20 protein-coding genes are annotated in these 22,979 nt (G+C 52.5%); 9 read left to right on the top strand and 11 right to left on the bottom strand.

Going from position 1 to position 22,979, the window contains the following annotated elements; translation table 11 throughout:
- Positions 1–158: 158 nt before the first annotated feature.
- The 6 genes from BLR00_RS13680 to BLR00_RS13650 all read left to right on the top strand — a co-directional run bounded on the left by BLR00_RS13680 (position 159) and on the right by BLR00_RS13650 (position 5,483).
- Positions 159–407: a hypothetical protein gene (locus tag BLR00_RS13680; RefSeq protein WP_081346780.1), complete on the top strand. Its 249-nt coding sequence runs from the start codon at positions 159–161 to the stop codon at positions 405–407.
- A gap of 34 nt (positions 408–441) precedes the next feature.
- Complete coding sequence (gene prpB, locus BLR00_RS13675) at positions 442–1,341, top strand: methylisocitrate lyase (RefSeq protein WP_074633647.1); 900 nt, start codon at positions 442–444, stop codon at positions 1,339–1,341.
- Positions 1,334–2,491: a bifunctional 2-methylcitrate synthase/citrate synthase gene (gene prpC / locus BLR00_RS13670; protein ID WP_074633644.1), complete on the top strand. Its 1,158-nt coding sequence runs from the start codon at positions 1,334–1,336 to the stop codon at positions 2,489–2,491. The genes prpB and prpC overlap by 8 nt, the downstream gene beginning before the upstream one ends.
- A gap of 274 nt (positions 2,492–2,765) precedes the next feature.
- The gene (locus BLR00_RS13665) at positions 2,766–3,356 is read left to right on the top strand and encodes a DedA family protein (RefSeq protein WP_074633642.1); all 591 of its coding nucleotides are present in this window, start codon (positions 2,766–2,768) and stop codon (positions 3,354–3,356) included.
- A 61-nt stretch (positions 3,357–3,417) separates the two neighbouring features.
- The gene (locus BLR00_RS13660; protein WP_081346779.1) at positions 3,418–3,807 is read left to right on the top strand and encodes an MliC family protein; all 390 of its coding nucleotides are present in this window, start codon (positions 3,418–3,420) and stop codon (positions 3,805–3,807) included.
- A 224-nt stretch (positions 3,808–4,031) separates the two neighbouring features.
- On the top strand, positions 4,032–5,483 hold the full coding sequence (locus tag BLR00_RS13650; protein ID WP_074633636.1) for a bifunctional 2-methylcitrate dehydratase/aconitate hydratase: 1,452 nt from the start codon (positions 4,032–4,034) through the stop codon (positions 5,481–5,483).
- A gap of 47 nt (positions 5,484–5,530) precedes the next feature.
- On the opposite strand, the gene BLR00_RS13645 is transcribed toward BLR00_RS13650, so the two are convergent.
- Both BLR00_RS13645 and BLR00_RS13640 read right to left on the bottom strand, forming a co-directional pair.
- Complete coding sequence (locus BLR00_RS13645; protein WP_256324160.1) at positions 5,531–6,937, bottom strand: hypothetical protein; 1,407 nt, start codon at positions 6,935–6,937, stop codon at positions 5,531–5,533.
- A 6-nt stretch (positions 6,938–6,943) separates the two neighbouring features.
- Complete coding sequence (locus BLR00_RS13640) at positions 6,944–7,672, bottom strand: esterase/lipase family protein (RefSeq protein WP_256324159.1); 729 nt, start codon at positions 7,670–7,672, stop codon at positions 6,944–6,946.
- 758 nt (positions 7,673–8,430) lie between these two features.
- Between BLR00_RS13640 and BLR00_RS13635 the strand changes: the two genes are divergently transcribed.
- Together BLR00_RS13635 and BLR00_RS13630 are read left to right on the top strand one after the other, a co-directional pair.
- Positions 8,431–9,189 carry an SDR family oxidoreductase gene (locus BLR00_RS13635; protein ID WP_074633630.1) on the top strand — a complete coding sequence of 253 codons (759 nt, stop codon included), beginning with the start codon at positions 8,431–8,433 and terminating at the stop codon, positions 9,187–9,189.
- Positions 9,190–9,389: 200 nt separating this feature from the next.
- A complete protein-coding gene (locus BLR00_RS13630) occupies positions 9,390–12,218 on the top strand; it encodes an aconitate hydratase (protein ID WP_074633627.1) in 2,829 nt (942 codons plus the stop codon).
- Positions 12,219–12,322: 104 nt separating this feature from the next.
- Here the strand turns inward: BLR00_RS13630 and BLR00_RS13625 are convergent, their stop codons facing one another.
- Positions 12,323–13,099, bottom strand: a complete 777-nt coding sequence (locus tag BLR00_RS13625; protein WP_074633624.1) for a Crp/Fnr family transcriptional regulator — start codon at positions 13,097–13,099, stop codon at positions 12,323–12,325.
- Positions 13,100–13,741: 642 nt separating this feature from the next.
- Here BLR00_RS13625 and BLR00_RS13620 point away from each other — a divergent pair.
- Positions 13,742–14,338, top strand: a complete 597-nt coding sequence (locus BLR00_RS13620) for a hypothetical protein (protein ID WP_074633622.1) — start codon at positions 13,742–13,744, stop codon at positions 14,336–14,338.
- A 109-nt stretch (positions 14,339–14,447) separates the two neighbouring features.
- Here the strand turns inward: BLR00_RS13620 and panC are convergent, their stop codons facing one another.
- The 8 genes from panC to BLR00_RS13580 form a co-directional block, all read right to left on the bottom strand.
- Entirely contained in the window at positions 14,448–15,278 is an 831-nt protein-coding gene (panC, locus tag BLR00_RS13615) for a pantoate--beta-alanine ligase (protein ID WP_074633619.1), read from the bottom strand.
- A 14-nt stretch (positions 15,279–15,292) separates the two neighbouring features.
- Positions 15,293–16,084 (bottom strand): 3-methyl-2-oxobutanoate hydroxymethyltransferase, encoded by a 792-nt coding sequence (gene panB, locus BLR00_RS13610; RefSeq protein WP_074633616.1) that lies wholly within the window; start codon positions 16,082–16,084, stop codon positions 15,293–15,295.
- Between the two features lie 203 nt (positions 16,085–16,287).
- Positions 16,288–16,929, bottom strand: a complete 642-nt coding sequence (locus BLR00_RS13605) for a deoxynucleoside kinase (protein ID WP_074633614.1) — start codon at positions 16,927–16,929, stop codon at positions 16,288–16,290.
- The gene (gene folK, locus BLR00_RS13600) at positions 16,926–17,435 is read right to left on the bottom strand and encodes a 2-amino-4-hydroxy-6-hydroxymethyldihydropteridine diphosphokinase (protein WP_074633611.1); all 510 of its coding nucleotides are present in this window, start codon (positions 17,433–17,435) and stop codon (positions 16,926–16,928) included. The genes BLR00_RS13605 and folK overlap by 4 nt, the downstream gene beginning before the upstream one ends.
- Before the next feature lie 4 nt (positions 17,436–17,439).
- The gene (gene pcnB / locus BLR00_RS13595) at positions 17,440–18,840 is read right to left on the bottom strand and encodes a polynucleotide adenylyltransferase PcnB (RefSeq protein ID WP_074633608.1); all 1,401 of its coding nucleotides are present in this window, start codon (positions 18,838–18,840) and stop codon (positions 17,440–17,442) included.
- Positions 18,841–19,110: 270 nt separating this feature from the next.
- Positions 19,111–19,896: an ABC transporter ATP-binding protein gene (locus BLR00_RS13590; RefSeq protein ID WP_074633606.1), complete on the bottom strand. Its 786-nt coding sequence runs from the start codon at positions 19,894–19,896 to the stop codon at positions 19,111–19,113.
- Positions 19,897–20,002: 106 nt separating this feature from the next.
- Entirely contained in the window at positions 20,003–22,111 is a 2,109-nt protein-coding gene (gene recG / locus BLR00_RS13585; RefSeq protein ID WP_074633603.1) for an ATP-dependent DNA helicase RecG, read from the bottom strand.
- Positions 22,108–22,497 carry a Rid family detoxifying hydrolase gene (locus tag BLR00_RS13580; protein ID WP_074633600.1) on the bottom strand — a complete coding sequence of 130 codons (390 nt, stop codon included), beginning with the start codon at positions 22,495–22,497 and terminating at the stop codon, positions 22,108–22,110. The genes recG and BLR00_RS13580 overlap by 4 nt, the downstream gene beginning before the upstream one ends.
- Positions 22,498–22,979: the final 482 nt, after the last annotated feature.

Below are 22,979 nucleotides of genomic sequence, written 5' to 3'. Positions count from 1 at the left end.
AGAATCTCCATACAAAACAGAACTCTGTACAATCATCACGCGAATTTATGAAGCATCCGGATTAAAAGGATCTTCTGCGTCGCGCTGAGCATTGCATTTCAGGATGGATTAGAGATCTGAGCCGAAATTGCCTGCGGGTGATTGTTGTGTTCTGATTTTTGCTTGCAGCTATTGATCATGTTCGTGACTGGCTTTTTGGGACGCGGGAAAATGACTGGGTATCTCCTCGGACGGCAGCTATGGCATTCCCGAAGGGTGTTATATACGGCTATCCCGTGACCTGCCGGGAGGGGGGCTACAGAATCGTCCCCGACCTTGAGATAAGCGAATTCAGCAAAGCGAAAATGCAGGCGACCTACCAGGAATTGGTGGAAGAACGGGATTCTGTCAAGCATCTGCTTGGATAACTGTACCTCGACACTTTAGTATCTTTCTGTTTCCATGATTATCTCCGCTGGTTTTCGTTTCCGTGCCGCGCTTGCCGCCGAGAAGCCCTTGCAGGTGGCGGGCTGCGTCAATGCGTATGCTGCGCGCATGGCGGAGCTTACCGGCTTCAAGGCGATTTATCTTTCCGGTGCCGGCGTGGCGGCAGGTTCCCTGGGTCTTCCCGATCTCGCTATTTCGACGCTGGATGACGTGTTGACAGATGTGCGCCGCATCACGGACATCACCAATCTGCCATTGCTGGTGGACGCGGATACTGGCTTCGGAAGCAGTGCCTTTAATATCGCCCGTACGGTGAAATCACTGATCAAGTCCGGGGCAGGGGCGATGCATATTGAAGACCAGGTACAGGCCAAACGCTGCGGCCACCGTCCGGGCAAGGCTGTCGTCAGCCATGGGGAAATGGTGGATCGCATCAAGGCGGCTGTGGATGCCAGGACCGATTCCGATTTTGTCATAATGGCGCGCACCGATGCACTGGCGGTTGAAGGACTACAAGCTGCCATAGACCGCGTGAGCCGATATGTGGAAGCGGGTGCGGATATGGTTTTTCCCGAGGCCGTTACTGAATTGGGCATGTACCGGCAGTTCGCGGCCGCCGCGCAGGTTCCGATCCTCGCCAACATCACCGAGTTTGGCGTAACGCCTCTCTTTACAGTCGAGGAGTTGGCCGAGTCGAACGTTTCCCTGGTGCTTTATCCTCTATCTGCATTTCGGGCGATGAATGCCGCTGCTCTCAATGTATATCGGGCAATACGCAATGAGGGCTCGCAGAAAAATGTAATGGATACCATGCAGACCCGTGCCGAGCTATACGAATTTCTCGATTACCATGCCTACGAGGAGAAGCTGAATAGTTTGTTTTTCCAATCTTCCAAAAAACCTGAAAATGAGTGAAGTTATCCAAAATCCTGGCTTGAAAGGCAAGAAATCTGTCACGCTGTCAGGCGTAGTGGCGGGTAATACCGCCATCTGCAGCGTCGGTAGAACCGGCAACGATCTGCATTATCGCGGTTACGACATTCTGGACGTAGCCGATACCTGTGAATTCGAAGAAATTGCCTATCTGCTGATTCATGAAAAGCTGCCCACGCTGGCGGAGCTGGCTGCGTACAAGGAAAAACTGAGAAGCCTGCGTGATCTTCCTGCCGGCCTTAAAACCGTACTGGAAACGATTCCCGTAACGGCGCACCCGATGGATGTCTTGCGTACTGGCGTCGCCGCGTTGGGCACGATGCTGCCGGAGGCGGAAAAACATACCGTTGAGGGCGCGCGCGATCTGGCTGACCGGCTGCTGGCCTGCCTGGGACCTCTACTGCTTTACTGGTATCACTACTCTCATAACAATCGCCGGATTGACGTGGCAACCAGCGATGATTCAATCGGTGGAAATTTCTTGAGCCTGCTGCATGGCAAACCGCCGCCGCAAAGTTGGGTGAAGGCGATGCATACCTCGCTGGTGCTATACGCAGAGCATGAGTTCAATGCTTCTACTTTTACCGCGCGCGTGATCGCCGGAACCGGCTCGGATTTTTATTCCGCCATCACCGGCGCCATCGGCGCACTGCGCGGATCGAAGCATGGTGGCGCCAATGAGGCCGCGTTCGATATCCAGAAGCGCTACGATACTCCGGATGAAGCTGAAGCCGATATCCGCCGCCGAGTGGCGGACAAGGAAATCATCATCGGGTTCGGCCACCCGGTTTACACCGTCTCCGACCCGCGTAACCGGATCATACGGGAGGTAGCGAGACAACTCTCGGCAGAAGCAGGCGACATGAAAATGTTTGATGTTGCCGCAAGACTGGAAACGGTGATGTGGGATATCAAAAAAATGTTCCCCAACCTCGACTGGTTCTCAGCCGTGAGTTATCACATGATGGGGATACCGACAGCCATGTTTACGCCACTGTTTGCGATTGCCCGCACCAGCGGCTGGGCCGCGCACATTATTGAGCAACGCGTGGACAATAAGATTATTCGGCCTTCGGCGAATTACATCGGACCCGAGGATCGGGAGTTTGCTCCGATTTCCGCACGCACTTAGTCAAACGGGTTGGGAAAATTCGGAAACGTAATATTGGCAGAGGGATGGAAGGGGTAATCGATGTCGCCGCCGGTTATATCCACCTTTTTCGAACAACGTACCTGTGACCAAAAGAATTTTAAGAAATAATCGTGTCTGTTCCTATTCTTTCTATTTTGTTTGGCCAGCTATAGTTTGTATTAACTGAGCTTGCATTAACTGAGATGTCAGGCGGGTTCTACCACAATGCTTTCATGCTTGCAGCGGAATCACAAACCGCAGCAATAATTCGTGCATGAATGATCTTGTCGCAGCAGCGCATCCTTATCTGGCGCAATACGGCTATAAGGCGTTGTTTGTTGTGTTATTCACCGAGTCGTTCGGTTTACCGCTGCCGGGAGAAACCTTCCTGATTGCCGCGACCTTGCTTGCACTAAAGGGGGAGCTTAGCATCGCCGCTGTGGCCGGTTGGGCGATACCGGCAGTGATTCTTGGAGATAACGTTGGCTATCTGATTGGGCGCTGGGGAGGGCATCGCTGGGCGGTGCGCCATGGCAACCGTATCGGGATCACCCCGGTACGGCTAGAAGCTGCGCAAAAATTCTTTGACCGGTTTGGCCCTGCGACAGTGATTGTCGCGCGCTTTTTTCCGGTGCTGCGGCAGTTGAACGGAATCTTTGCCGGAAGTATGCGGATGCCATGGGGGAAGTTTGTCGCCTACAATGCACTTGGCGGTATATTGTGGGTGGGCGCCTGGACGAGCGGCGTCTATTTTCTGGGAGACCGGATCAAGATGGGGTTGATGCAGGTACATGTAGCGGGTTGGTGGCTGGCAGGCCCACTGATTGCGGCCACAGTGTGGCTGATTTATCGAAATCTGAAATGAATACAGAATTGAGAAAAAGGGAGAATACGGTCGCCAGTTCTTTGCCCCAAGATGATCAGACATGACTCATATCTGGGCTCAAATATTGAAGCGTTTTTTTCTTTTCGTCATTGCCGTCGTCTTGCCTGGTTGTAGTCATCTCTCTCCCGCCAACGCACCAGTTGCCGAGAGGAAAGCGGATATTGACGCGCCAATTGTCTACCGCTGCAATAGCGGTCGCATCGTGAACGCGTCCTATCACTCCGGTACTACGGCCGTTGTGGAGTATGAGGGCAAGACGCGCGAGATGATCATCATCATATCGGGCAGCGGCGCACGCTACGCCGATGGCGGACTGGAGTGGTGGACAAAGGGGATGGGACCAGGCTCGGAAGGCATGCTCCTCCAACACAAGAATGATGGTACTACGGGAGACATAATCGAGAGGTGTGTTCAGGCGAGTACTGGATAAGGTTCAACGCGGATAGGGCAGATACGGTGCTGTCATCAACGGTTCAGAAGACTGAGATTGTCGACCGCTTACCTATTATTACGCAGTCAGTGATGAAGTCATTTAGAGAGCGTCTCTGGATTCCCACTTTCGCGGGAAAGACGACGAAAAAAGATCAATGGGTTCTCGCTTTCGCGGGAAAGACGATGCTCGCTGTTAGATGGCCGGCTCTATAATAGGTGACCATGTCATCCCACATCTCCAATATCCGTCCCCAACCCGATCAAGTACTGGCTGACATTGCCGACTATGTCACCAATCGCGAGATTCAGGGTGGTCTGGCTTACGACACCGCGCGCAACTGCCTGATAGACTCGCTTGGCTGCGCGATGGAAGCGCTTACTTATTCGGCCTGTACCAAATTGCTTGGACCGGTCGTTTCCGGTACGACTGTACCCCATGGAGCCAGAGTTCCCGGCACCCGGTTTCAGCTTGATCCGGTACAGGCGGCATTCAATATCGGCAGCATGATCCGCTGGCTCGATTTTAACGATACCTGGCTTGCCGCTGAGTGGGGACATCCGTCGGATAATCTGGGTGGCATACTTGCCGTTGCGGACTGGTGCGCACGCAATGCAGTGGCTGCGGGGAAAAAACCGTTCACGATGCGCGACGTGCTGACCGCCATGATCAAGGCGCATGAAATTCAGGGTTGCCTCGCGCTTGGAAACAGCTTCAATAAGGTGGGGCTGGATCATGTTGTGCTGGTGAAAGTCGCCTCTGTGGCAGTTGTGATGCATTTGCTTGGTGGCAGCCGCGATCAGATTATCGATGCGCTTTCGCAGGCGTGGGTGGATGGGCAATCGCTGCGTACCTATCGCCATGCGCCCAATACCGGGTCGCGCAAATCCTGGGCGGCGGGGGACGCCACCAGCCGTGCGGTCTGGCTGGCATTGCTTACGCTTAAAGGCGAAATGGGCTACCCCTCTGCGCTCACCGCCAAGACCTGGGGGTTTTACGATGTACTGTTCAAGGGGCAGCCATTCCGGTTTCAGCGGCCGATTGAACAGTGGGGGTCATACGTGATGGAAAACATACTGTTCAAGATTTCATTCCCTGCTGAATTCCATTCTCAGACGGCGGCGGAATGCGCGATGCAGCTGCATCCCTTCATAAAAGAACGGATCGATGAGATCGGGAAGATCACCATCCGTACTCACGAGGCGGCAATTCGCATTATTGACAAGAAAGGGCCACTCAACAACCCTGCCGACCGCGATCATTGCATACAGTATATTGTTGCGGTATCGCTGATATTCGGGCGGCTTACCGCCGCCGATTATGAGGATGCTGTCGCAGCCAACCCACGCATCGACGAGCTGCGCGCTAAAATCATTTGTGTCGAGGACCCGCAATTCACCTGGGATTATCACGATCCCGAGAAACGTTCTATCGCTAACGGTATCACGGTGGAATTCAGGAATGGTGGCAAGCTGGATGAGGTGGTGGTGGAATACCCCATCGGCCACAAGCTTCGCCGTGGCGAAGGTATTCCGCTACTGGAAGAAAAATTCAGAATCAATCTTGCGCGCCGCTTTCCCGCCAGTCAACAAAAGTCGATCACGGATCTCTGCCTTGATCAGGTGAAACTCGAAGCAACGCCCGTCAACGAGTTTGTTGATATGCTTGTTATTTAAACCAGACGTTTTGTTTCCGGGCGGGTATCCGTCAATCGACGTAGGCCTCAGTCCAATCCGTGCTCTTTCGTGTCCGAATCAGCAGTATTTCGTGGTGGAGCAGTATCTATATCAAGCAATATTTTAAGAGCTGTCAGTTTTACCTTCCACGACGGAGTTGCCGCGGGGTCTATTGATAAACCCGCTACAAGTTGTTCCACCCCATCGACCTGTGCGGATTGGCAGGTAGACAGAAAATGATGCAATTCGTCACTGCTTGTAATACCCGTACGCCGTACAAATTCCGGATAATCCTCCCGCAGGTGCGCCACAAGCCAGGCCTGATCTATCCATTGCCTTAATTGATTGTAGGTGAAGCAGGTACGTACCGCCAAATCCACAGCGTCGGCGTTACACAAATTTTCAATGTTGTCGTAACCCTCCCGTTCCAGTCGCAATTCATGGGCGTAACTCATCCCGGCAAGCATGGAAAGCGGCAACGCACGGTAATTGTCACCAGGGATGTTCCTCATCACTTTGAGTACAACGCGTTCGATTGCCAGTGCGGCCCGTTTCGGATAAAAGCCGAAGAAGAAACTCAAAACGGGTAGCAGGCTAAGGCTCGCGGGTATAGTTGAGCCTGTCTCATCGGCACCGTCCTTCGAATCTTCATTGGCAGGTGGGGTTTCAGCCGTGGATGAGGGTTTAGCGGCATCACTGGTGGATGTGGCAACTCGCGCCGCAGCGGGCGGGGAGTCTTCAGGAAAAGTGAAGTTGAAGACGAAGGAAAGAACCAGCGCCAGTATGCTTGCAACGATCATGCGGATGGCGCCATCGACGAAAGTATGAGAGGTCAGATCCAGCGTGAAGTATGCGCGCGTAACCGAGCCGATGAAATAAATATAGGCACCCAGGAAACCGTACTGGAAAGCGGTCAGATTGCGGACGAGATGGGAATAATACGCCTCCGGATTTTTCCCGAATAATTCGGTGAAAGGTCCCATGGTTAACATATTTGCACCAAGACTGAAATCCACCCCTCCGTCCGCTGAGGATACAGGTTTGAACAGTAGCAGGATGCAAATGCCGAGCAGCACGACGGTTGTAGTCAACCAGACACTGCCCCGATAGGTGCTGAAGGAAGCACGGTGTCCCATCCTTCTACGGATCTCGCCACGGCGTGCAGCTGGAACCTCGCGCTGCAACTGCCGCTCCTTCCGGTTGGTCATGTTCTGTATATAGGTTAAGGCGAGAGACGGCACGACCAGGACGGCCAACAGCGCCATGATCAGGTTATATTGAAAAAATACCGGATCAAACCAGTGCGCAACGGCCCGGAAATCGCGGTACTCAACGTCTTTAGGCCCCAGAGCGGATTCCAGCCCAAGACCCACAATAAGAAATGTCGGCACCAGAAATACCAGCCAGTCGTACCACGGCATGTCCCATTTGTTACCCTCGCTTTGATCCATCATCCTCCTTCAGCTTGGTTTGCTTTCTGCCGCAGACATGGCCTCGACGGCGGCCCGGGTCCAGAAATCAAAATGGTCGAAAGGCCGGGCGGTCCGGCTACTCGGCAGGCCGAGGCTCCACCCGAGCAATTCGACGTGATCCGTACGCAGGATGCCGCGGAATTTTCCCCATCGTGCGGATTCAACCGGCACCATACCATCATTGGCTTCCGGAATTACACGTCCAAAGTATCGTAGCCAGAATGGCTGTTCATCAAGCGGACGCTGACCTGCATAGGACGAGTAGATGACGTCAGAGCGATCCGCGATCGGCGCAATTGAACGAGCCTCGGGAGTCAGTTCGCTCAAACCGGGGCAGCCGATATGCCGAATCCAGGCCGGAATCAGTCCTCGCGATTCGAGCACCCATGTGGCCAGCGGTGTACCACGATGCGGCGTGGCAACGGTAAGCAGACTTTTTACACGCCGATCGGGGTCAAGATAGGTAATCAGATGCCGGGCATCCAATCCTCCCATGCTGTGCGCCACCAATGCAAAAGCTGGTACATCACTGTGAAAGAGTTGCCGGGCAAGCGCCTCCGCGCGTTCGACTATGGTGCCGGCAGGCGGTACTTCCGGCATGAGAGGAGTAATATGTATCCGGCGCAACGCGTGCTCGACGCCGCGAAAACACTCGATCGGTCCGCGACGCGAGAAACCAAGAAAACCATGCAACAGAGCCAGCGTTGGGGACACCATAAACAATGCTCGCTATAAGGTAATCCATCGGATATCCGCACTATGAACGCGCAAGCCTGGAATAGCGGTGACAAGGCGCATTTGCGCAGAATGGTCACGTTGCGCGTCAGCATGCATTCCTATTTCATATTATATGATTTTTTGGATTTACGCGTTGTTTAGTAATGCCGGCAACATCCTCGTTACCCGGGAGCAGATAAGAATGGAAGTGGATTCCTGTGAATGCTACGATGATACTTTAACGTGTGCGGCGCTTTTAGAAGCCATAACTTGATATGTCTCTACACGTTTTTAGTAGGATGGGTGGAGCGAAGCGTAACCCATCATTGTGCTTTCGCATCTTACCAAACCGCAGTCCGGCCGATATCCGGTCATGGTTTGGTGTATCGCTTTGTGTGGGGTTTTGATGGATTATGCCATGCTTACCCATCCTGCATAAGTATCAAGCTGATAGCGGGTTATGGGCATATCATTTGCAGCGAGAATTCGCTTCAGACAAATAAAGCGGTTCCCCGTCGAGTTGAAGCGGGATATGACTAAACAGATATACTTAATCAATTAAAACACTTAACCCGGATGTTTCATAAATTCACGCGTCCTCGCTGGTCTTTTGTTTCGTATGGAAATTTTATTCAGTCGGGCGTATGAATAACTACGCCACTCTTTCACAAAATCTCCCTAAAAAACAAAATCCTGCGCGATCATCAAGCGAATTTATGAAACATCCGGGTTAAACCAATCCGCATTAAAGAATAAAGATGAAGAGACATTACGACATCAAAGGTAAGATAGCCCTTGTCACCGGCGCAAATCGCGGAATCGGCAAGGCGATAGTGGATGCCTTTTTGAGCAATGGCGCAGCGAAAATTTACGCTGCGGTTCGCAATTTGAACTCCGCTATCCCAATCGTTGAGTGCTATGGCGGCAGGGTGGTCCCAGTTCAACTGGATCTAACCAAACCGGAGACTATCATAGCCGCCGTGGAGACGGCGCAAGACGTCCAGGTGGTGGTCAATAATGCAGGTGTTTTTATCGCTTCAACTCCGATGGATAGCGATGCGATCGATTCATTTGAGCGGGGAATGGAGATCAATGTATTGGGCCTTATCCGGATGGCGCAGGCCTTCGCCCCTGTTCTCAGGATAAATGGAGGCGGGGCGTTGGTGCAACTCAACTCGATTGCGTCGTTGAAGTGCTCTGCCAACTTCGCGACGCATTCCGCTTCCAAAGCGGCTGCCTACTCCATTACGCAGGCGCTGCGTGAATTGCTGGATCAGCAGGGTACTGCGGTTCTGAGCGTACATCCTGGTCTTATCGCGACCGATATGAGTGATGCCGCTGGCCTGGGCGGGATTGCCGAGCCGGCCTCGCTCGTTGGCGAGGGGATCGTCACCGCATTGAAGGCAGGGGATTTCCATCTTTTCCCCGACTCAATGGCCAAGCGGGTCGGGGGCGCCTACCGGCATTTTTCAGAAAGCATAATCGAAGCTGATATTTCAGAATATCGGCCCGATTAAAATTTAAAATTGGAAAACAAAATGTAAAAATAATACGGATGCCGCTTTGCCAGACTCGGGTTCATTGAGAAGCAGTCTGAAGGAGCGCCAGGAATTTTTTCAAGAGACCTTGGTCCGATTCAAAGCAATGATCGTCCCATGTCTTTATGTTTTTTAGTTTTTCGCGATCCGGAGCACTATTTTGAAGGAGTATCACCATAATGCATAATTTGTTCAATACGCGAAAAGCGTTTCCTCTCGCTGCGGGCAAGAAAGCAAAATTCTATTCTCTCCCCGCCCTGGAAGCGTCGGGTGTGGGCAAGATTTCGCGGTTGCCGGTTTCCATTCGCATCGTGCTGGAGTCGGTCTTGCGCAATTGCGACGGCAGGAAAATCACCGAAGCTCATGTAAAGCAATTGGCAAGCTGGCAGCCCGGCGCCGCACGGACGGATGAGATTCCTTTTGTTGTATCCCGGATCGTATTGCAGGATTTCACCGGTGTGCCACTCCTTGTAGATCTGGCGGCGATGCGCGGCGTAGCAAAAAAGATGGGCAGGGATCCCAAGCTCGTTGAACCGCTGGTGCCGGTAGATCTGGTGGTCGACCACTCGGTCCAGGTCGATTACTACGGCAATAAACAGGCACTCAATCTCAATATGGAAATTGAATTCCATCGCAATAATGAGCGCTACCAGTTCATAAAATGGGGTATGCAGGCATTTGATACATTCAAGGTAGTGCCCCCCGGAATCGGTATTGTGCACCAGGTGAATCTGGAATATCTCGCCCGCGGAGTGCACCAGAAAGACGGTGTGGTGTATCCCGATACACTGGTTGGTACCGATTCGCATACCACCATGATCAATGGTATCGGTGTGGTCGGCTGGGGTGTCGGCGGCATCGAAGCGGAGGCCGGAATGCTTGGGCAACCGGTTTACTTTCTTACGCCGGACGTGGTGGGTGTGAATCTGACCGGCCAGTTGCGTGGCGGCGTGACCGCCACCGATCTGGTGCTCACGGTTACCGAGATGTTGCGCAAAGCCAATGTGGTGGGAAAGTTTGTGGAATTTTTTGGTGAAGGTACCGCATCGCTGCGGGTACCCGATCGCGCCACGATCGCCAATATGGCGCCTGAATATGGCGCCACCATGGGTTTCTTTCCGGTGGATGATGCCACCATCGAGTATTTCAGGGGTACAGGGCGTAGCGAAGAGGAAGTCACCATGCTTCAATCCTACTTCAAAGCTCAGGGGATGTATGGTATCCCCCGCAAGGGCGACATCGATTACACGCGTGAACTGGAGCTCGATCTGGGCACAGTCGCGCCCTCACTGGCCGGGCCGAGACGCCCCCAGGATCGTATCGAGATCGGCAACATCAAATCCAGGTTCACTGAGCTCTTCGCCAAACCCGTTATGGAAGGCGGTTATGGCAGAAAGGCAACGGATCTGAGTCAAAGTTATCCAGTGCGCGGCTGCGATGACCGCCATAACGACATGGAGGCCATCACTGGCGGCTCAAGCCGGCATGCGGTGCGACCGGGCACCGAAATGAATATTACGGAGATGGTCGACAATCGTCCGATACTGGCAATAGAAGAAGCGCCATTATGTATACCGGAAGCCCCGTTTAATCTTGGTCACGGCGATATTCTGATCGCGGCCATCACATCGTGCACGAACACTTCGAACCCCAGCGTGCTGATCGCTGCCGGCCTGCTGGCAAAGAAGGCGGTAGAGAAGGGGCTGACAGTGAAGCCGCATATCAAGACATCGCTTGCCCCAGGATCACGCGTGGTGACGGAATATCTCACCGCCGCCGGTCTGCTGCCTTATCTCGAGAAACTCGGCTTTAGTCTGGCGGGCTATGGCTGCACAACCTGTATTGGCAATTCGGGGCCATTGTCGGAGCCTATCGAAGAAGCTGTGGTGACCAATAATCTGGTGTGTGCCGCGGTACTCTCGGGTAATCGCAACTTTGAGGCAAGAATTCACCCCAACATCCGCGCCAACTTTCTCGCTTCTCCACCGCTGGTGGTGGCATACGCGATCGCGGGTACCATGCTCAAGGATTTGATGACTGAACCGCTGGGTTTTGGCGAGGATAATAAACCTGTCTGGCTCGGTGATGTCTGGCCGAGCGAGGGCGAAATTCATGGGTTGATGAAATTCGCCGCCAACGCGGAAACGTTTCGCCGACTCTACAGCAATCTCACCAAAAATCATCCGTTGTGGAACAATATATCATCGGTTTCGGGGCAAGTGTATGACTGGCCGAAATCCACCTATATTGCCGAACCGCCGTTCTTCCAGAATTTTTCCATGCAGCCGGAACGACCCGGCGGAATACGCAACGCGCGCGTGCTGGGCATATTCGGTGATTCCGTAACCACCGATCATATCAGTCCCGCTGGTTCCATTAAGGATACCTCCCCCGCAGGCCAATACTTGCTTGCGAGCGGCGTTTCGAAGTCCGACTTCAACAGCTACGGGGCGCGCCGCGGCAATCATGATGTGATGATGCGCGGCACTTTTGCCAACATACGCATTAAAAATCTGATGATACCCGGTAGCGAAGGGGGCATCACCCTGCATCAGCCGGATGGCCGTCAAATGAGTATTTATGATGCTGCCATGGAATATATTTCGGATGGCGTACCGACGGTGGTATTTGGAGGAGAGGAGTACGGCGCTGGTTCGAGCCGTGATTGGGCCGCGAAAGGAACCCAGTTACTCGGCGTCAAGGCAGTAATCGCCCGCAGCTTTGAGCGGATACACCGCAGCAATCTCGTTGGCATGGGTGTATTGCCATTGCAATTCAAGGAAAATGCCAGTGCTCAATCATTGAGCATCAAAGGCGATGAACAATTCGATCTTCTAGGCCTGGATGATATTCGCCCGCAGCAGAGCGTGACATTGGTGATTCACGGCAATGATGGTTCGCGCCGCGAGATCGATTTGTTGAGCAGAATTGATACCGCCATTGAGGTAGACTATTATAGGCACGGCGGCATATTACCTTATGTTCTCAGGGAACTCATGAGGGCCTGAAACGGAGAATGGTTTCATCTTTATGCAACAAGCCGGACTACACAGCTCAAACCAAGATCAGGGGGAGGGCGAATTGGTTTTCGCTGAATAGTCCGGGGCTCTCCTCAGTTTACAGTCCAGAGTTCTCTGCTGACGCAGCGTTTAGCCGTTGCAGGAGCGGGATCGGAAAGCGAGCGATGGGGTAACAGGCGCTCGTATTCATTGTTTACCACCGCATAACATTCGCATACGGAATCTTCCAGCTCCTCGCGATCCAGGACGGTGATATGACCGCGGCTATATCGAATCGCTCCGATCGTCTGCAGTTTAAGCGCGGCCTGAGTCACACTCTCCCTGCGCACGCCCAACATGATCGCTATCTGTTCATGCGTCATTTGCAACTCGTTGCCCGATAATCGATCCAGGCTCATCAACAGGAAACGGCCTAGCTGTTGTTCTATATTATGGTGCCGGTTGCACACCGCGTTCTGCGCGGTTTGAGTAATCAGCGCCTGGGTGTAATGCAGCACCAGCCGTTGAAATTTGCCGCGTGAATCGAATTCCTTTTTTAGTATGTTCGTCTTGACTCGATAGGCGTTGCCCGCGCTTTGTACCACAACTCCGCCGGGCATGCCGCCACCACCCAAGAGAGCCGAAATACCGGCAAGTCCCTCGTTGCCAATGATCGCAAGCCGCACCGAAGTCCCATTTTCCACGCCGTATACCGGCGCAAAAATGCTGGTGGTCGGGAAATACAAATGATTAATCGAAGCGCCGGGTTCATAGATCACTTGCCCCAACGACATGAATGTGGACTCAAGATATGGCAGAAGTCTCGCATAATCTTCCGCAGGCAGGGCCGCAAGAATTTGGTTTTGCTTCGGACTTTGCAGTGGAAACATAATGAAAGTACCTCCATATGTTATTGCTGTTTTGCCAAAGTCAATCCTTCGACCATGACGCTATTTAAGACAGATTTCAAGATCAATCCGGACAGTCAATCAACTGCGCCGGATCGGTGCTATTACAATCGGTCTTTGGTTCGATGTTTCTATTTATCCCGTTGACTGCCTCCATGGATTGAATGTTATGAGCCACATATTCAGTAACTCGCTATTTAACAAATAAAGCATTTATCATGCCAGATTTAATTATTTATATAAAACAATGGATTACTATATAAGATGGAAGAGAACCGGCTGATACTGTTGCTGCCCGGCAACGCGAAATCGATGAAGTGGCATAAGTTATTGATAATAAATCAATAGCTTGTGTCTCCAAATGGAGACGGATAAAATTAAAAGTGATATCAATAGGTTGTATGATATTCCAGGCACCAGGCCTTAACTCGAGAAGCAGCTGGCCAAGCGCTGTAATGCGGTAAGCCAGTCCAAGAACTCATTGAACGCTACTTTTCAACACGCTTAAATGACAAATCTGCATTCAGACCATTAACTACGCTAACGCGCTATTTTGGTAAACTTTTACATAACCCGGCACGTTATCAAGAAACGGAAGCTACACGTTTAATAGAAAAAATAAGCATGATTTCAATTCCGCGCGCCATTGTTCTTGCCATTTTGATAAGCGGCCTTTCCGGGTGCGTCATGTTCGCTCCCCGTTATCAGATCATGCATCGCTATGAACCGCCCACCGACCCCGCAAGTGGAATATGCCTGGAAAAATGTACGCAGAAACTGGAGGCATGCCAGCAACGCTGTACATCCGTTTATCAATCGTGTCTGAAGCGTATCGAACCGCTTGCGGACGAGCGATACAACAAAGCGGTACAGCGCTATGAAAATGAGCTCAGTAGCTACCGGCAGCGGATGAATTCACGCTTTTTGGGGTGGGGTCGCGCCGGATTAGGGTGGGGGGGCGGCTGGGGTGGATCACCCTGGGGATGGAGCGGATCACCGTGGGGATGGGGAGGACCCTATTATGGCTTGGGATATTCCTATCCTTTCTATTATCAGCCCGCACCGCCAATCACGCCGGATCGTAACAGAGAGTTTGATCGTCTGCGCTACGAACAATGCGAGGTTGAATGCGGATGTCAATCAGTTCAGGACGCTTGTTTTTTAAGTTGCGGCGGGAGGAAAATCGTGGAGGAGCGGTGTATCGCAAACTGCCCGAAATAGAAATGATCTTGCTGTGGATAAGGATTCAGGTTCCATTTCAAGCCCATAAAGTAAACTTGAGAATACAGCAGTGACGTATAGCATCGTTACCCCATTACTCCGTTCAGATTCACACGGACACTTCCAGGTTATCTATCAACCGGGTCTGACCTAGCCGCGCAGCGCCAAGCACCACCATATCGCCATCATCCTCTCGTGCCGGAATCAGTGTATCGCGCTGCCGCACCACGATATAGTCCGTCTTCCAGCCATGAGCGTCGAGGTCATCTTTTGCGCTTTGCTGCAATGCATGAAAATTTCTGTTGCCGTGCTCTATTTCCCGTTTGATTTGCGATAAAACCCGATAAAGCCGCACCGCCTCGGCTCGTTCATCGTTTGACAGATAGCGATTACGCGAGCTCAACGCCAGGTTGTCCGATGCACGCACGGTTTCGCCCCCAATAATTTCCAGAGGTAAATTGAATTGCCGTATGAGTTCACGCATGATATGCAGTTGCTGGTAGTCTTTTTTTCCGAAAATCGCCACGTGGGGTTGCACGATATTGAAAAGCTTCAGTACGACCGTCGCTACCCCACGGAAGAATCCGGGACGAAACTCGCCTTCCAGCATATTCGCTACTGGCGGAGGTTCCAGCATGAATTCCTGCCGCACAGGGTAAAGGCTCTTCTCATCGGGCGCAAATAATACATCAACGCCTTGATTCTTCAATAACTCACAGTCATCTGCCAAAGCACGTGGATACTGATCAAAGTCCTCTGCCGGTGCAAATTGCAGGCGATTAACAAAAATACTCGCCACCACACAGTCTGCTTTTTGTTGCGCGATCCGAATCAGCGATAAATGGCCTTCGTGCAAACCGCCCATGGTGGGAACAAAAGCAATCGGAGGTTCATGCTTGAGGCGGCTGCGCAAGGATGAGATCTCGGTGATAATTTCCACTCTCTATCCACAACTCAGAATGCATGCTCAGGCGCTGGAAACTCTCCAGTTTTGACTGACCTGACGTAATTTGCCACCGCCTCCTCAATGCTGGTTGCGCCGATCATGAAATTCCTCATAAACCGGGCTTTCTTGCCGGAATAGATACCCAGCATGTCATAAAGTACCAGTACCTGCGCCGAGCAATCTATGCCGGCGCCAATGCCGATAGTGGGGATGGACAGTTTCTTGGTAACTTTTTTGGCGAGCGCGGCGGGAACAACCTCCATCAGCAACATACCCGCTCCTGCCTTTTCCAGGGCAACCGCGTCTTCCAGCAATTGCTTTGCCTGGTGGTCGGTTTTACCTTGTACCGTGTAGCCGCCCAGTTGATTGACCGATTGGGGTGTCAAACCGATATGAGCGCAAACCGGGATACCGCGCCGGGTCAGGAATTCCACCGTTTCCGCCATGACGCTGCCGCCCTCGATCTTGACCATATTGGCGCCTGCAGCCATGAGCTCGGCGGCATTCTCAAAAGTATCTTCCGGAGCCACTTGAGATGTACCGAACGGCATGTCGGCCATGATGAACGCTTTGCTTGATCCGCGTGCCACACAACGTGTGTGATAGATCATGTCATCCAGAGTGACGGGGAGAGTCGTTTCTTCACCCTGGAGAACATTGCCCAGCGAGTCACCCACCAGCAGAATATCGACACCGGCATTTTCCAGCAGTACCGCAAAGCTTGCATCGTAACAGGTGAGGATGGCAATTTTCTCTCCATCGTCACGCATTTTTTGTAAAGCACCTTGTGTAGTACGCATAACTGAACTCCTAGTGTAGTGCGTCAGAAGTATTGTTACCTGATAGATTCAAGTTAATAAACCAGGAACGGGATGTTAAAAATGGCTAGATTGGCGTCAGGGAAGGCGTGAGGAGGCGCATAGTTATTCATATGCAACGACGAGCAACGCAGCATGGCGACAATCTAGCCATTTTTAAGTAACAATATTTCTGACGTACTATACTAGATTCCACGATTGAAATATTCCCGGGGGCTGCGCATCTGCTCCAGTTGTTGCAACAACAGATAGAAATCCTCCTGGCTATCGACAAAATTGAGATTTTCGCTGTTGATCATCATGACTGGTGCATCCTCGTATTGATGAAAGAAGCGAGTATAACTTTCAGCCAGCCGCCAAAGATATTCCTGAGAAATGTTCTTCTCGAACATATTGCCGCGCCGCTTCACTCGTTCAATCAGCGTGGCGGGAGAAGCCTGTAAATAAATCACCAGGTCTGGCGGTGATGCCTGCGGCTGCAAGTGACGATAAATTTGCTGGTACAGCTCATACTCGGCATCGCTTAGCGTGAGCCTGGCAAACAGTTGATCCTTGTCGAGCAGAAAGTCGCTTACCGTTACCTGGGTAAACATATCCATTTGCGCAAAACTCTGCAATTGACTCGCTCGCTGGAACAGGAAAAATAATTGCGTCGGCAGAGCATAGCGGGAAATATCGCCGTAAAATTTCTCAAGAAATGGATTTTCGCCCGGCTTTTCCAACAGCAGTGCGCCGTTCAGGTGATTTGCCATGCGCTGCGCCAGACTGGTTTTACCTACGCCTATCGGACCCTCGACTACGATGTAGCGATATTTTTCCAGTTTCATTTGTTTTGTTCTTGTTTCACTTGCTGACCTCTGCAGTCGGCCAGCAATTCAATAACAGCGCCACGCCCCGGAATAAGGCAATCCGGCGCAACTTCCAGAAGCGGCTGCAACACGAATGCCCGTTGATGCATACGTGGATGCGGTAGGATCAGACCGGGCTCGTCGCATTGCAGATCATCATACATCAATATATCCAGATCAAGCGTTCGCGGAGCATTGGGATATTCGCGCACGCGCCCGTGGGAATACTCGACTTCAAGTAGTGCTTTAAGCAGGCTGTGCGGGGTGAGGGTGGTTTCAATTTTCGCCACCGCATTGATGAAATCTGGCTGATCAAGCCGCCCCACCGGTGCGGTGCGATAAAGTGCGGAGTGCGTCAGCAGGCGGCATGAAGGAAGACGCGCCAATTCATCAAAGGCCTGTCGTACATGGGATGCCGGGTCATCCAGATTGCTGCCCAGTGCAATAAAAGCTTGGTGGACCCGCTGCGATATGGCAAATGACATTAATTTATTGCACCGTATCTGCAACCGTACCGCCGTTTTCCGCATCGCTGGATGCGGATTTGCGGCGGCTGCGACTTCTTTTCCGTTTCTTTTGCGTTTCGTCCTTGAGTAGCATGGCTTCGCGTTCGCCGGAGCCGGCGCGTTGAAACGCCTCCCACCACTCGCCCAGCTCCATGTCTATCTCGCCGCTTTCGCAACGGAGCAGCATGAAATCATATGCGGCCCGGAAGCGAGGGTGCTCCAGTAAACGAAATGGCCTGCGGCCCGATCTGCCGGTAAAACGTGGCTGCATAGCCCAGATTTCCTTCATGATGGCATCGTAGCGGTGCGGAATCGCGAGTTTTTTATTTTGCACTGCCAGTACATCATCCATGGCTTGATGCAGAGCAGGAATCATTTTTTCTCCCGCGGTTTGACGGTTATTCCATGCCGCAAGCACTTCGTGCCACAACAGAGCCGCAAACAGGAAGCCGGGAGATACCGGTTTTTCATGCCGCACGCGTTCGTCGGTGTTCTTGAGCGCGAGCGTGATGAAACGCTCACCCAGTGGTTGTTCCAGTATGACGTCCAGCATCGGCAGCAAACCGTGGTGTAAGCCGCGTGTGCGTAAATCGATCACACAGGCCAAGGCGTGACCGGACAGCAGCAGCTTTAGCATTTCGTCGAATAGCCGCGATGGCGGCACGTTCTGCAATAGCGGTGCAAGGTCGCCGATAGGCGCGGCGGTGTCCGCGTCTATCTGCATATCCAGCTTGGCTGCGAGCCGGACGGCCCGCAGCATTCGTACCGGGTCTTCCCGATACCGCCGCAAAGGGTCACCGATGATACGCAAGCGCTTCGCCTTGATGTCTTCATAGCCGTTCAGGTAATCCCAGATCTCTTCATGGACGGGATCAAAGAACAATGCGTTGACAGTAAAATCGCGCCGTTTCGCGTCCTCTTCCTGGCTGCCGAATACATTGTCCCGCAAAAGGCGTCCATGCTCGTCAGCATGCGCGTTGGCGGTGGCCCCATCGTTCTCGCCGGCAAGCGTGTCGCCGCGGAAAGTCGAAACTTCCACCGTCTCGGCACCGCACATTACGTGCACCAGGCGGAAACGGCGGCCGATAATGCGGGAGCGGCGAAAAATAGCACGCACTTCCTCAGGCGTGGCATTCGTGGCAATATCAAAATCTTTCGGGTCCAGTCCCAGCAGCAAGTCACGTGCCGCGCCACCGACGACGAAAGCGGAGTACCCGGCTTCTTGTAAGCCCGAGGTAACTTTTAGCGCACAGGGATTGATGTGGTCGCGTGTAATGCCATGCTGCTTACGCGAGATGACGTGTACACCAGCGGGAGGGCGGGAAACGGAAACGGAAGTAGATGGCTTGTGGCCGAAAACGCGGTGGAGAAATTTACGGATCATTACGAAGTTTGAGAAGCATCAAGAGCGGATTATCCTAAATCCGGTAGTTGAACAGGGTGGAGTGTGCGGTTTTTGGGGTGCGTGGCAAGGCGCAACAACGCGAAATGGTTATTCCATTTCAAGGCGTTGCAACGCCGCCATGCACCATAAAAACCGTGCGATCCGCCCTGTAGCGGACTCACCCAGAAGATGAGCCTCAAATAACACAGGAAATCTTTATGAATCATAGAGCTAAAATCATGAATGAGCGGTCAACTACCGGATTTAGGATTATACACCCGGCATCGTTTCAGGTACGAAATGGCGCCCATGGTTCACGACGACTTCCTTAATATTGCATTGGTAAAGCGCCTCAAGATTGGACTGGTTGAGGGTTTCTTCCGTACTTCCACTAATAACGTGGCCATTATCAAACAGCATCAAAACATGATCACAAAAACGGCTCGCCCAGCTAATATCGTGCAGCACCATCACCAGCGCGCTACCTTGCCTGGCGAGTTCGTTAAACAGCGTCATGGCGAGAAGCTGGTGGCGCAGATCCAGATGTTGCAGCGGTTCATCCAGCAAATAATATACCGGTGTCTGTGCGAGCAATAAAGCGATACGTGCCCGCTGGCGCTCGCCACCGGAAAGCGTGACGAGCGGCCGGTGGGCAAGGCTGGTCAATTCCATGCGCTCAATGGCTTTAAGCGTCATGTCCTGGTCAATGGCGTCCCAGCCAAACATATTTTTGATATGGGGATAGCGCCCCAGTAATACGTATTCGTACACGTTGCCCCAGAACTCACCGGGCTCTTCCTGCAACATGATGCCGAGATTACGGGCGAGTTCGCGCCGGGACCACGTTTGTGGGGGCTTCCCCGCTATCATAACGGAAGACTCATTTCCGCTGTCGACGCGACGCAAGCCGCCTAGCGCGTGTATCAACGTGGTCTTGCCGCAGCCATTCTGGCCGAGTATAGCCCAGCATTCACCCGGTTTAATAGTCAGGCTTAAATTGCAGCATAGTAACTTGCCGGGATATTGCAGGGTTAGATTCCGAGTTTGTAGAATCATTCTAAATCCGGCAGCTGCCCTGTAGTGGGTCCACTAAAAATGTGGAGATCAAATGACAAAGAAAGTTTTTATGAATCAAAATACTAAAGTGAATTTAAGCGGTCTGCTAGACTCGCAGGTACTCGCTTTTACGTCCCAGCCAGCGATGAAGGTGGCGTTTCGCGGCTTCCGGGTGGTCACGGAGCAAATCCTCGGCGACGATGCGGGCGTTATCGAGCAAATCCCCGTCATATTCCGGATCGGCAAAGCGTAGCATAGGTACACCGCTCTGGCGCGCACCCAGAAATTCACCCGGACCGCGGAGCCGCAAATCCTGGCGCGCAATCTCAAAGCCGTCGTTATGTTCGAAGATAATTTTGAGCCGCTCCTGAGCGGTTGCGGACAAAGGCTTCTGATACAGCAGTATGCATATGCTGGCTTCAGCGCCCCGGCCCACACGGCCTCTTAACTGGTGCAATTGCGATAACCCCATGCGTTCCGCGTGCTCAATTACCATCAATGAAGCATTGGGTACGTCTACACCTACCTCGATTACCGTCGTCGCAACCAGCAGTTGGATTTCACCTTGCTTGAATGATTCCATCACCGCCGATTTTTCCTGGGCTGAGAGCCGGCCGTGCACCAGGCCAATTTTCAAATCCTGAAAAGTCAGGCTCAATGTTTCATGAGTTTCCAGCGCTGTCTTAAGTTGTAAAGCTTCGGATTCCTCGATCAGCGGACAAACCCAGTAGGCCTGTTTTCCGGCATGGCAAGCTTCCCGGATACGTGCGGTCACTTCATCGCGGCGGGTATCCGCGACCAGTTTAGTCATCACTTCGGTTCTGCCAGGAGGCAGCCCATCAATCACCGATACATCCAGATCGGCATAGTAGCTCATTGAAAGCGTGCGCGGAATGGGGGTTGCGCTCATCATCAATTGGTGCGGTACTGATTCCGCTTTAGCACCTTTCATCCTCAACGCCAGCCGCTGATGCACGCCGAAGCGGTGTTGTTCATCGATAATGGCAAGTCCAAGCCTGCCGAATTCTACCTGCTCCTGGAACAACGCATGCGTACCAACGGCAAGCATGGCACGACCTTCAGCAATATCAGCGAGCGCGGCCTCCCGCTGTTTCTTTTTCTGACTGCCGGATAACCGGGCAATCGTAACCCCCAAGTGGGCAAGCAGCGGACCTAGCCATCCTGAAAGCTTCTGATAATGCTGCTCAGCCAGGATCTCGGTTGGAGCCATCAATGCCGCCTGACAATCATTTTCAATTGCCTGCAGCATAGCCAATGCGGCGACAACGGTTTTGCCGCAACCCACATCACCCTGCAGTAACCGCTGCATTGGGTGGCATACAGCAAGATCGCGGCTGATTTCGGCAAATGCTTTTTTCTGGCCGCGGGTGAGTTCGAAAGGGAGCGACTCCAGCAGCGCGGTGGTCAGTTTGCTTTTGTTGAGCAGAACCGGGGCACTATGACTGCGGCGCTGACGATAATGCAAACGCATGGAGAGTTGTTGCGCCAGCAACTCATCGAACTTGATTCGCCGCCAGGCCGGATGGGTGCGTTCCTGCAATAAAGTGGCTGACGCGTCCGGTAACGGTTGATGCAGAAAAATGACGCTATCCCTGAAGCCTTGCAATCGGTAGTGCCGTAAAACCGTGTCGGGCAGGGTTTCCGAAAGATAGCTTTGTTGATCGCCATTCTCTACCCATCGTTGCAGCGTCCGCCGGATCAGTTTGCGTATTGGTTCCGAGGAGAGTCCTGCGGTGGCCGGGTAGACGGGTGTTAGCGCGTCGGCCAATGGCTCACCTTCGCGCACGATGCGGCATTTGGGATGAACCATTTCGACACCGAAAAAACCTGGGCGCGCTTCCCCCAGCAAGCGTACCCGCGTGCCGGTGGAGTAGGCTTTTACCTGGCTGCCATAAAAATTGAGGAAGCGCATGAAAAGTATGCCGCTCCCGTCTTCCACCTGGCATACCAGTTGACGCCTTGGGCGATACATGACTTCACTGTGGATAATGACGCCTTCAACCTGTGCCGTCTTGTTTTCGGGCAGGTCGTTAATGGGATAAAGATGTGTTTCGTCCTCGTAGCGTAGCGGCAAATGCAGCACCAGATCGAATTCATCGGTGATGCCAAGTCTGGCAAGTTTTTCTTGTATTACCCTGCTTGCAAAACCAGTGACAGCACCCGGCGTGGAATCGTCGCGGGTGCTATTCTTCACTCCTGCAATACCATTACCGCGTCCATCTCCACTAATGCCCCGCGCGGAAGCGCTGCCACACCTATCGCCGCTCGCGCTGGATAGGGCGAGTTGAAGTAGCTCGCCATGATCTCGTTCACTCTCTCAAAATTGGCAAGATCCGTCAGATAAACATTCAGTTTAACAATATCACTCAGATTGCCGCCACTCGCCGTCGCTACTGCTTTCAGATTCAAAAAAACCTGCTGAATTTGTCCCTCGACCCCTACCACCATCTGCATGGTAAATGGATCCAGCCCGATCTGGCCGGAAAGATAGACGGTATTCCCTCCGTCGACGCGTATCGCCTGAGAGTAGGTGCCGATGGCCTGGGGTGCATCGCCAGTTTGAATCGTTTGTTTTTTCATTTGATCTCCTTTAAGTGATGGAATGCCGGCTTGATGGTGCTGTGCCAACCTGAATGTTTCATAAATTAACACGTGTCCTCGCGGGTCTCTTGTTTCGTATGGAGATTTCATTCAGTCGGGTGTATGCATCACTACACCACTCTTTCACAAAATCCCCCTAAAAAACAAAATCCTGCGCAATCATCATATGAATTTATGAAATATTCGGACTCGTAGAGGGTTTGCAAATTTGGATTTATAAGAGTGACCTTTGCGATATGATGAAGGGAATGCGCGCATATTTCAATCGTTAAAACCATGACCGATAATCAGTACAGAAAACGAGGCTTCGGATAGCTCATTTTGGGATCTGATTGTGCGGCCGGGAATCCAGTGCGGAGTCTACAGGATTTGCGTGAGAACCATGGAAGATGCCAGGAAATTCCCCGCCAGACAACCCGGAGGCTTCTGAAAAAACTTTCCGAGTTTCCAGCAATGCGGTT

Origin of the sequence: Nitrosospira multiformis (genome assembly GCF_900103165.1) — a bacterium.
Classification (GTDB): Bacteria; Pseudomonadota; Gammaproteobacteria; order Burkholderiales; family Nitrosomonadaceae; genus Nitrosospira; species Nitrosospira multiformis_D.
The sequence above is the reverse complement of the archived record's forward strand: the minus strand, read 5'-3'. Positions and strand labels throughout refer to the sequence as shown.

Coding starts and splice junctions, on each gene's coding strand:
- folK (WP_074633611.1), bottom strand. CDS start 17,435: ATGTCATTTGCCATATCGCAGCGGGTCCACCAAGCTTTTATTGCACTG.
- BLR00_RS13625 (WP_074633624.1), bottom strand. CDS start 13,099: ATGTTTCCACTGCAAAGTCCGAAGCAAAACCAAATTCTTGCGGCCCTG.
- prpB (WP_074633647.1), top strand. CDS start 442: ATGATTATCTCCGCTGGTTTTCGTTTCCGTGCCGCGCTTGCCGCCGAG.
- panB (WP_074633616.1), bottom strand. CDS start 16,084: ATGCGTACTACACAAGGTGCTTTACAAAAAATGCGTGACGATGGAGAG.
- pcnB (WP_074633608.1), bottom strand. CDS start 18,840: ATGATCCGTAAATTTCTCCACCGCGTTTTCGGCCACAAGCCATCTACT.
- BLR00_RS13660 (WP_081346779.1), top strand. CDS start 3,418: ATGACTCATATCTGGGCTCAAATATTGAAGCGTTTTTTTCTTTTCGTC.
- BLR00_RS13620 (WP_074633622.1), top strand. CDS start 13,742: ATGATTTCAATTCCGCGCGCCATTGTTCTTGCCATTTTGATAAGCGGC.
- BLR00_RS13650 (WP_074633636.1), top strand. CDS start 4,032: ATGTCATCCCACATCTCCAATATCCGTCCCCAACCCGATCAAGTACTG.
- BLR00_RS13665 (WP_074633642.1), top strand. CDS start 2,766: ATGAATGATCTTGTCGCAGCAGCGCATCCTTATCTGGCGCAATACGGC.
- BLR00_RS13580 (WP_074633600.1), bottom strand. CDS start 22,497: ATGAAAAAACAAACGATTCAAACTGGCGATGCACCCCAGGCCATCGGC.
- BLR00_RS13630 (WP_074633627.1), top strand. CDS start 9,390: ATGCATAATTTGTTCAATACGCGAAAAGCGTTTCCTCTCGCTGCGGGC.
- BLR00_RS13645 (WP_256324160.1), bottom strand. CDS start 6,937: ATGATGGATCAAAGCGAGGGTAACAAATGGGACATGCCGTGGTACGAC.
- BLR00_RS13640 (WP_256324159.1), bottom strand. CDS start 7,672: ATGGTGTCCCCAACGCTGGCTCTGTTGCATGGTTTTCTTGGTTTCTCG.
- BLR00_RS13590 (WP_074633606.1), bottom strand. CDS start 19,896: ATGATTCTACAAACTCGGAATCTAACCCTGCAATATCCCGGCAAGTTA.
- BLR00_RS13635 (WP_074633630.1), top strand. CDS start 8,431: ATGAAGAGACATTACGACATCAAAGGTAAGATAGCCCTTGTCACCGGC.
- BLR00_RS13605 (WP_074633614.1), bottom strand. CDS start 16,929: ATGAAACTGGAAAAATATCGCTACATCGTAGTCGAGGGTCCGATAGGC.
- prpC (WP_074633644.1), top strand. CDS start 1,334: ATGAGTGAAGTTATCCAAAATCCTGGCTTGAAAGGCAAGAAATCTGTC.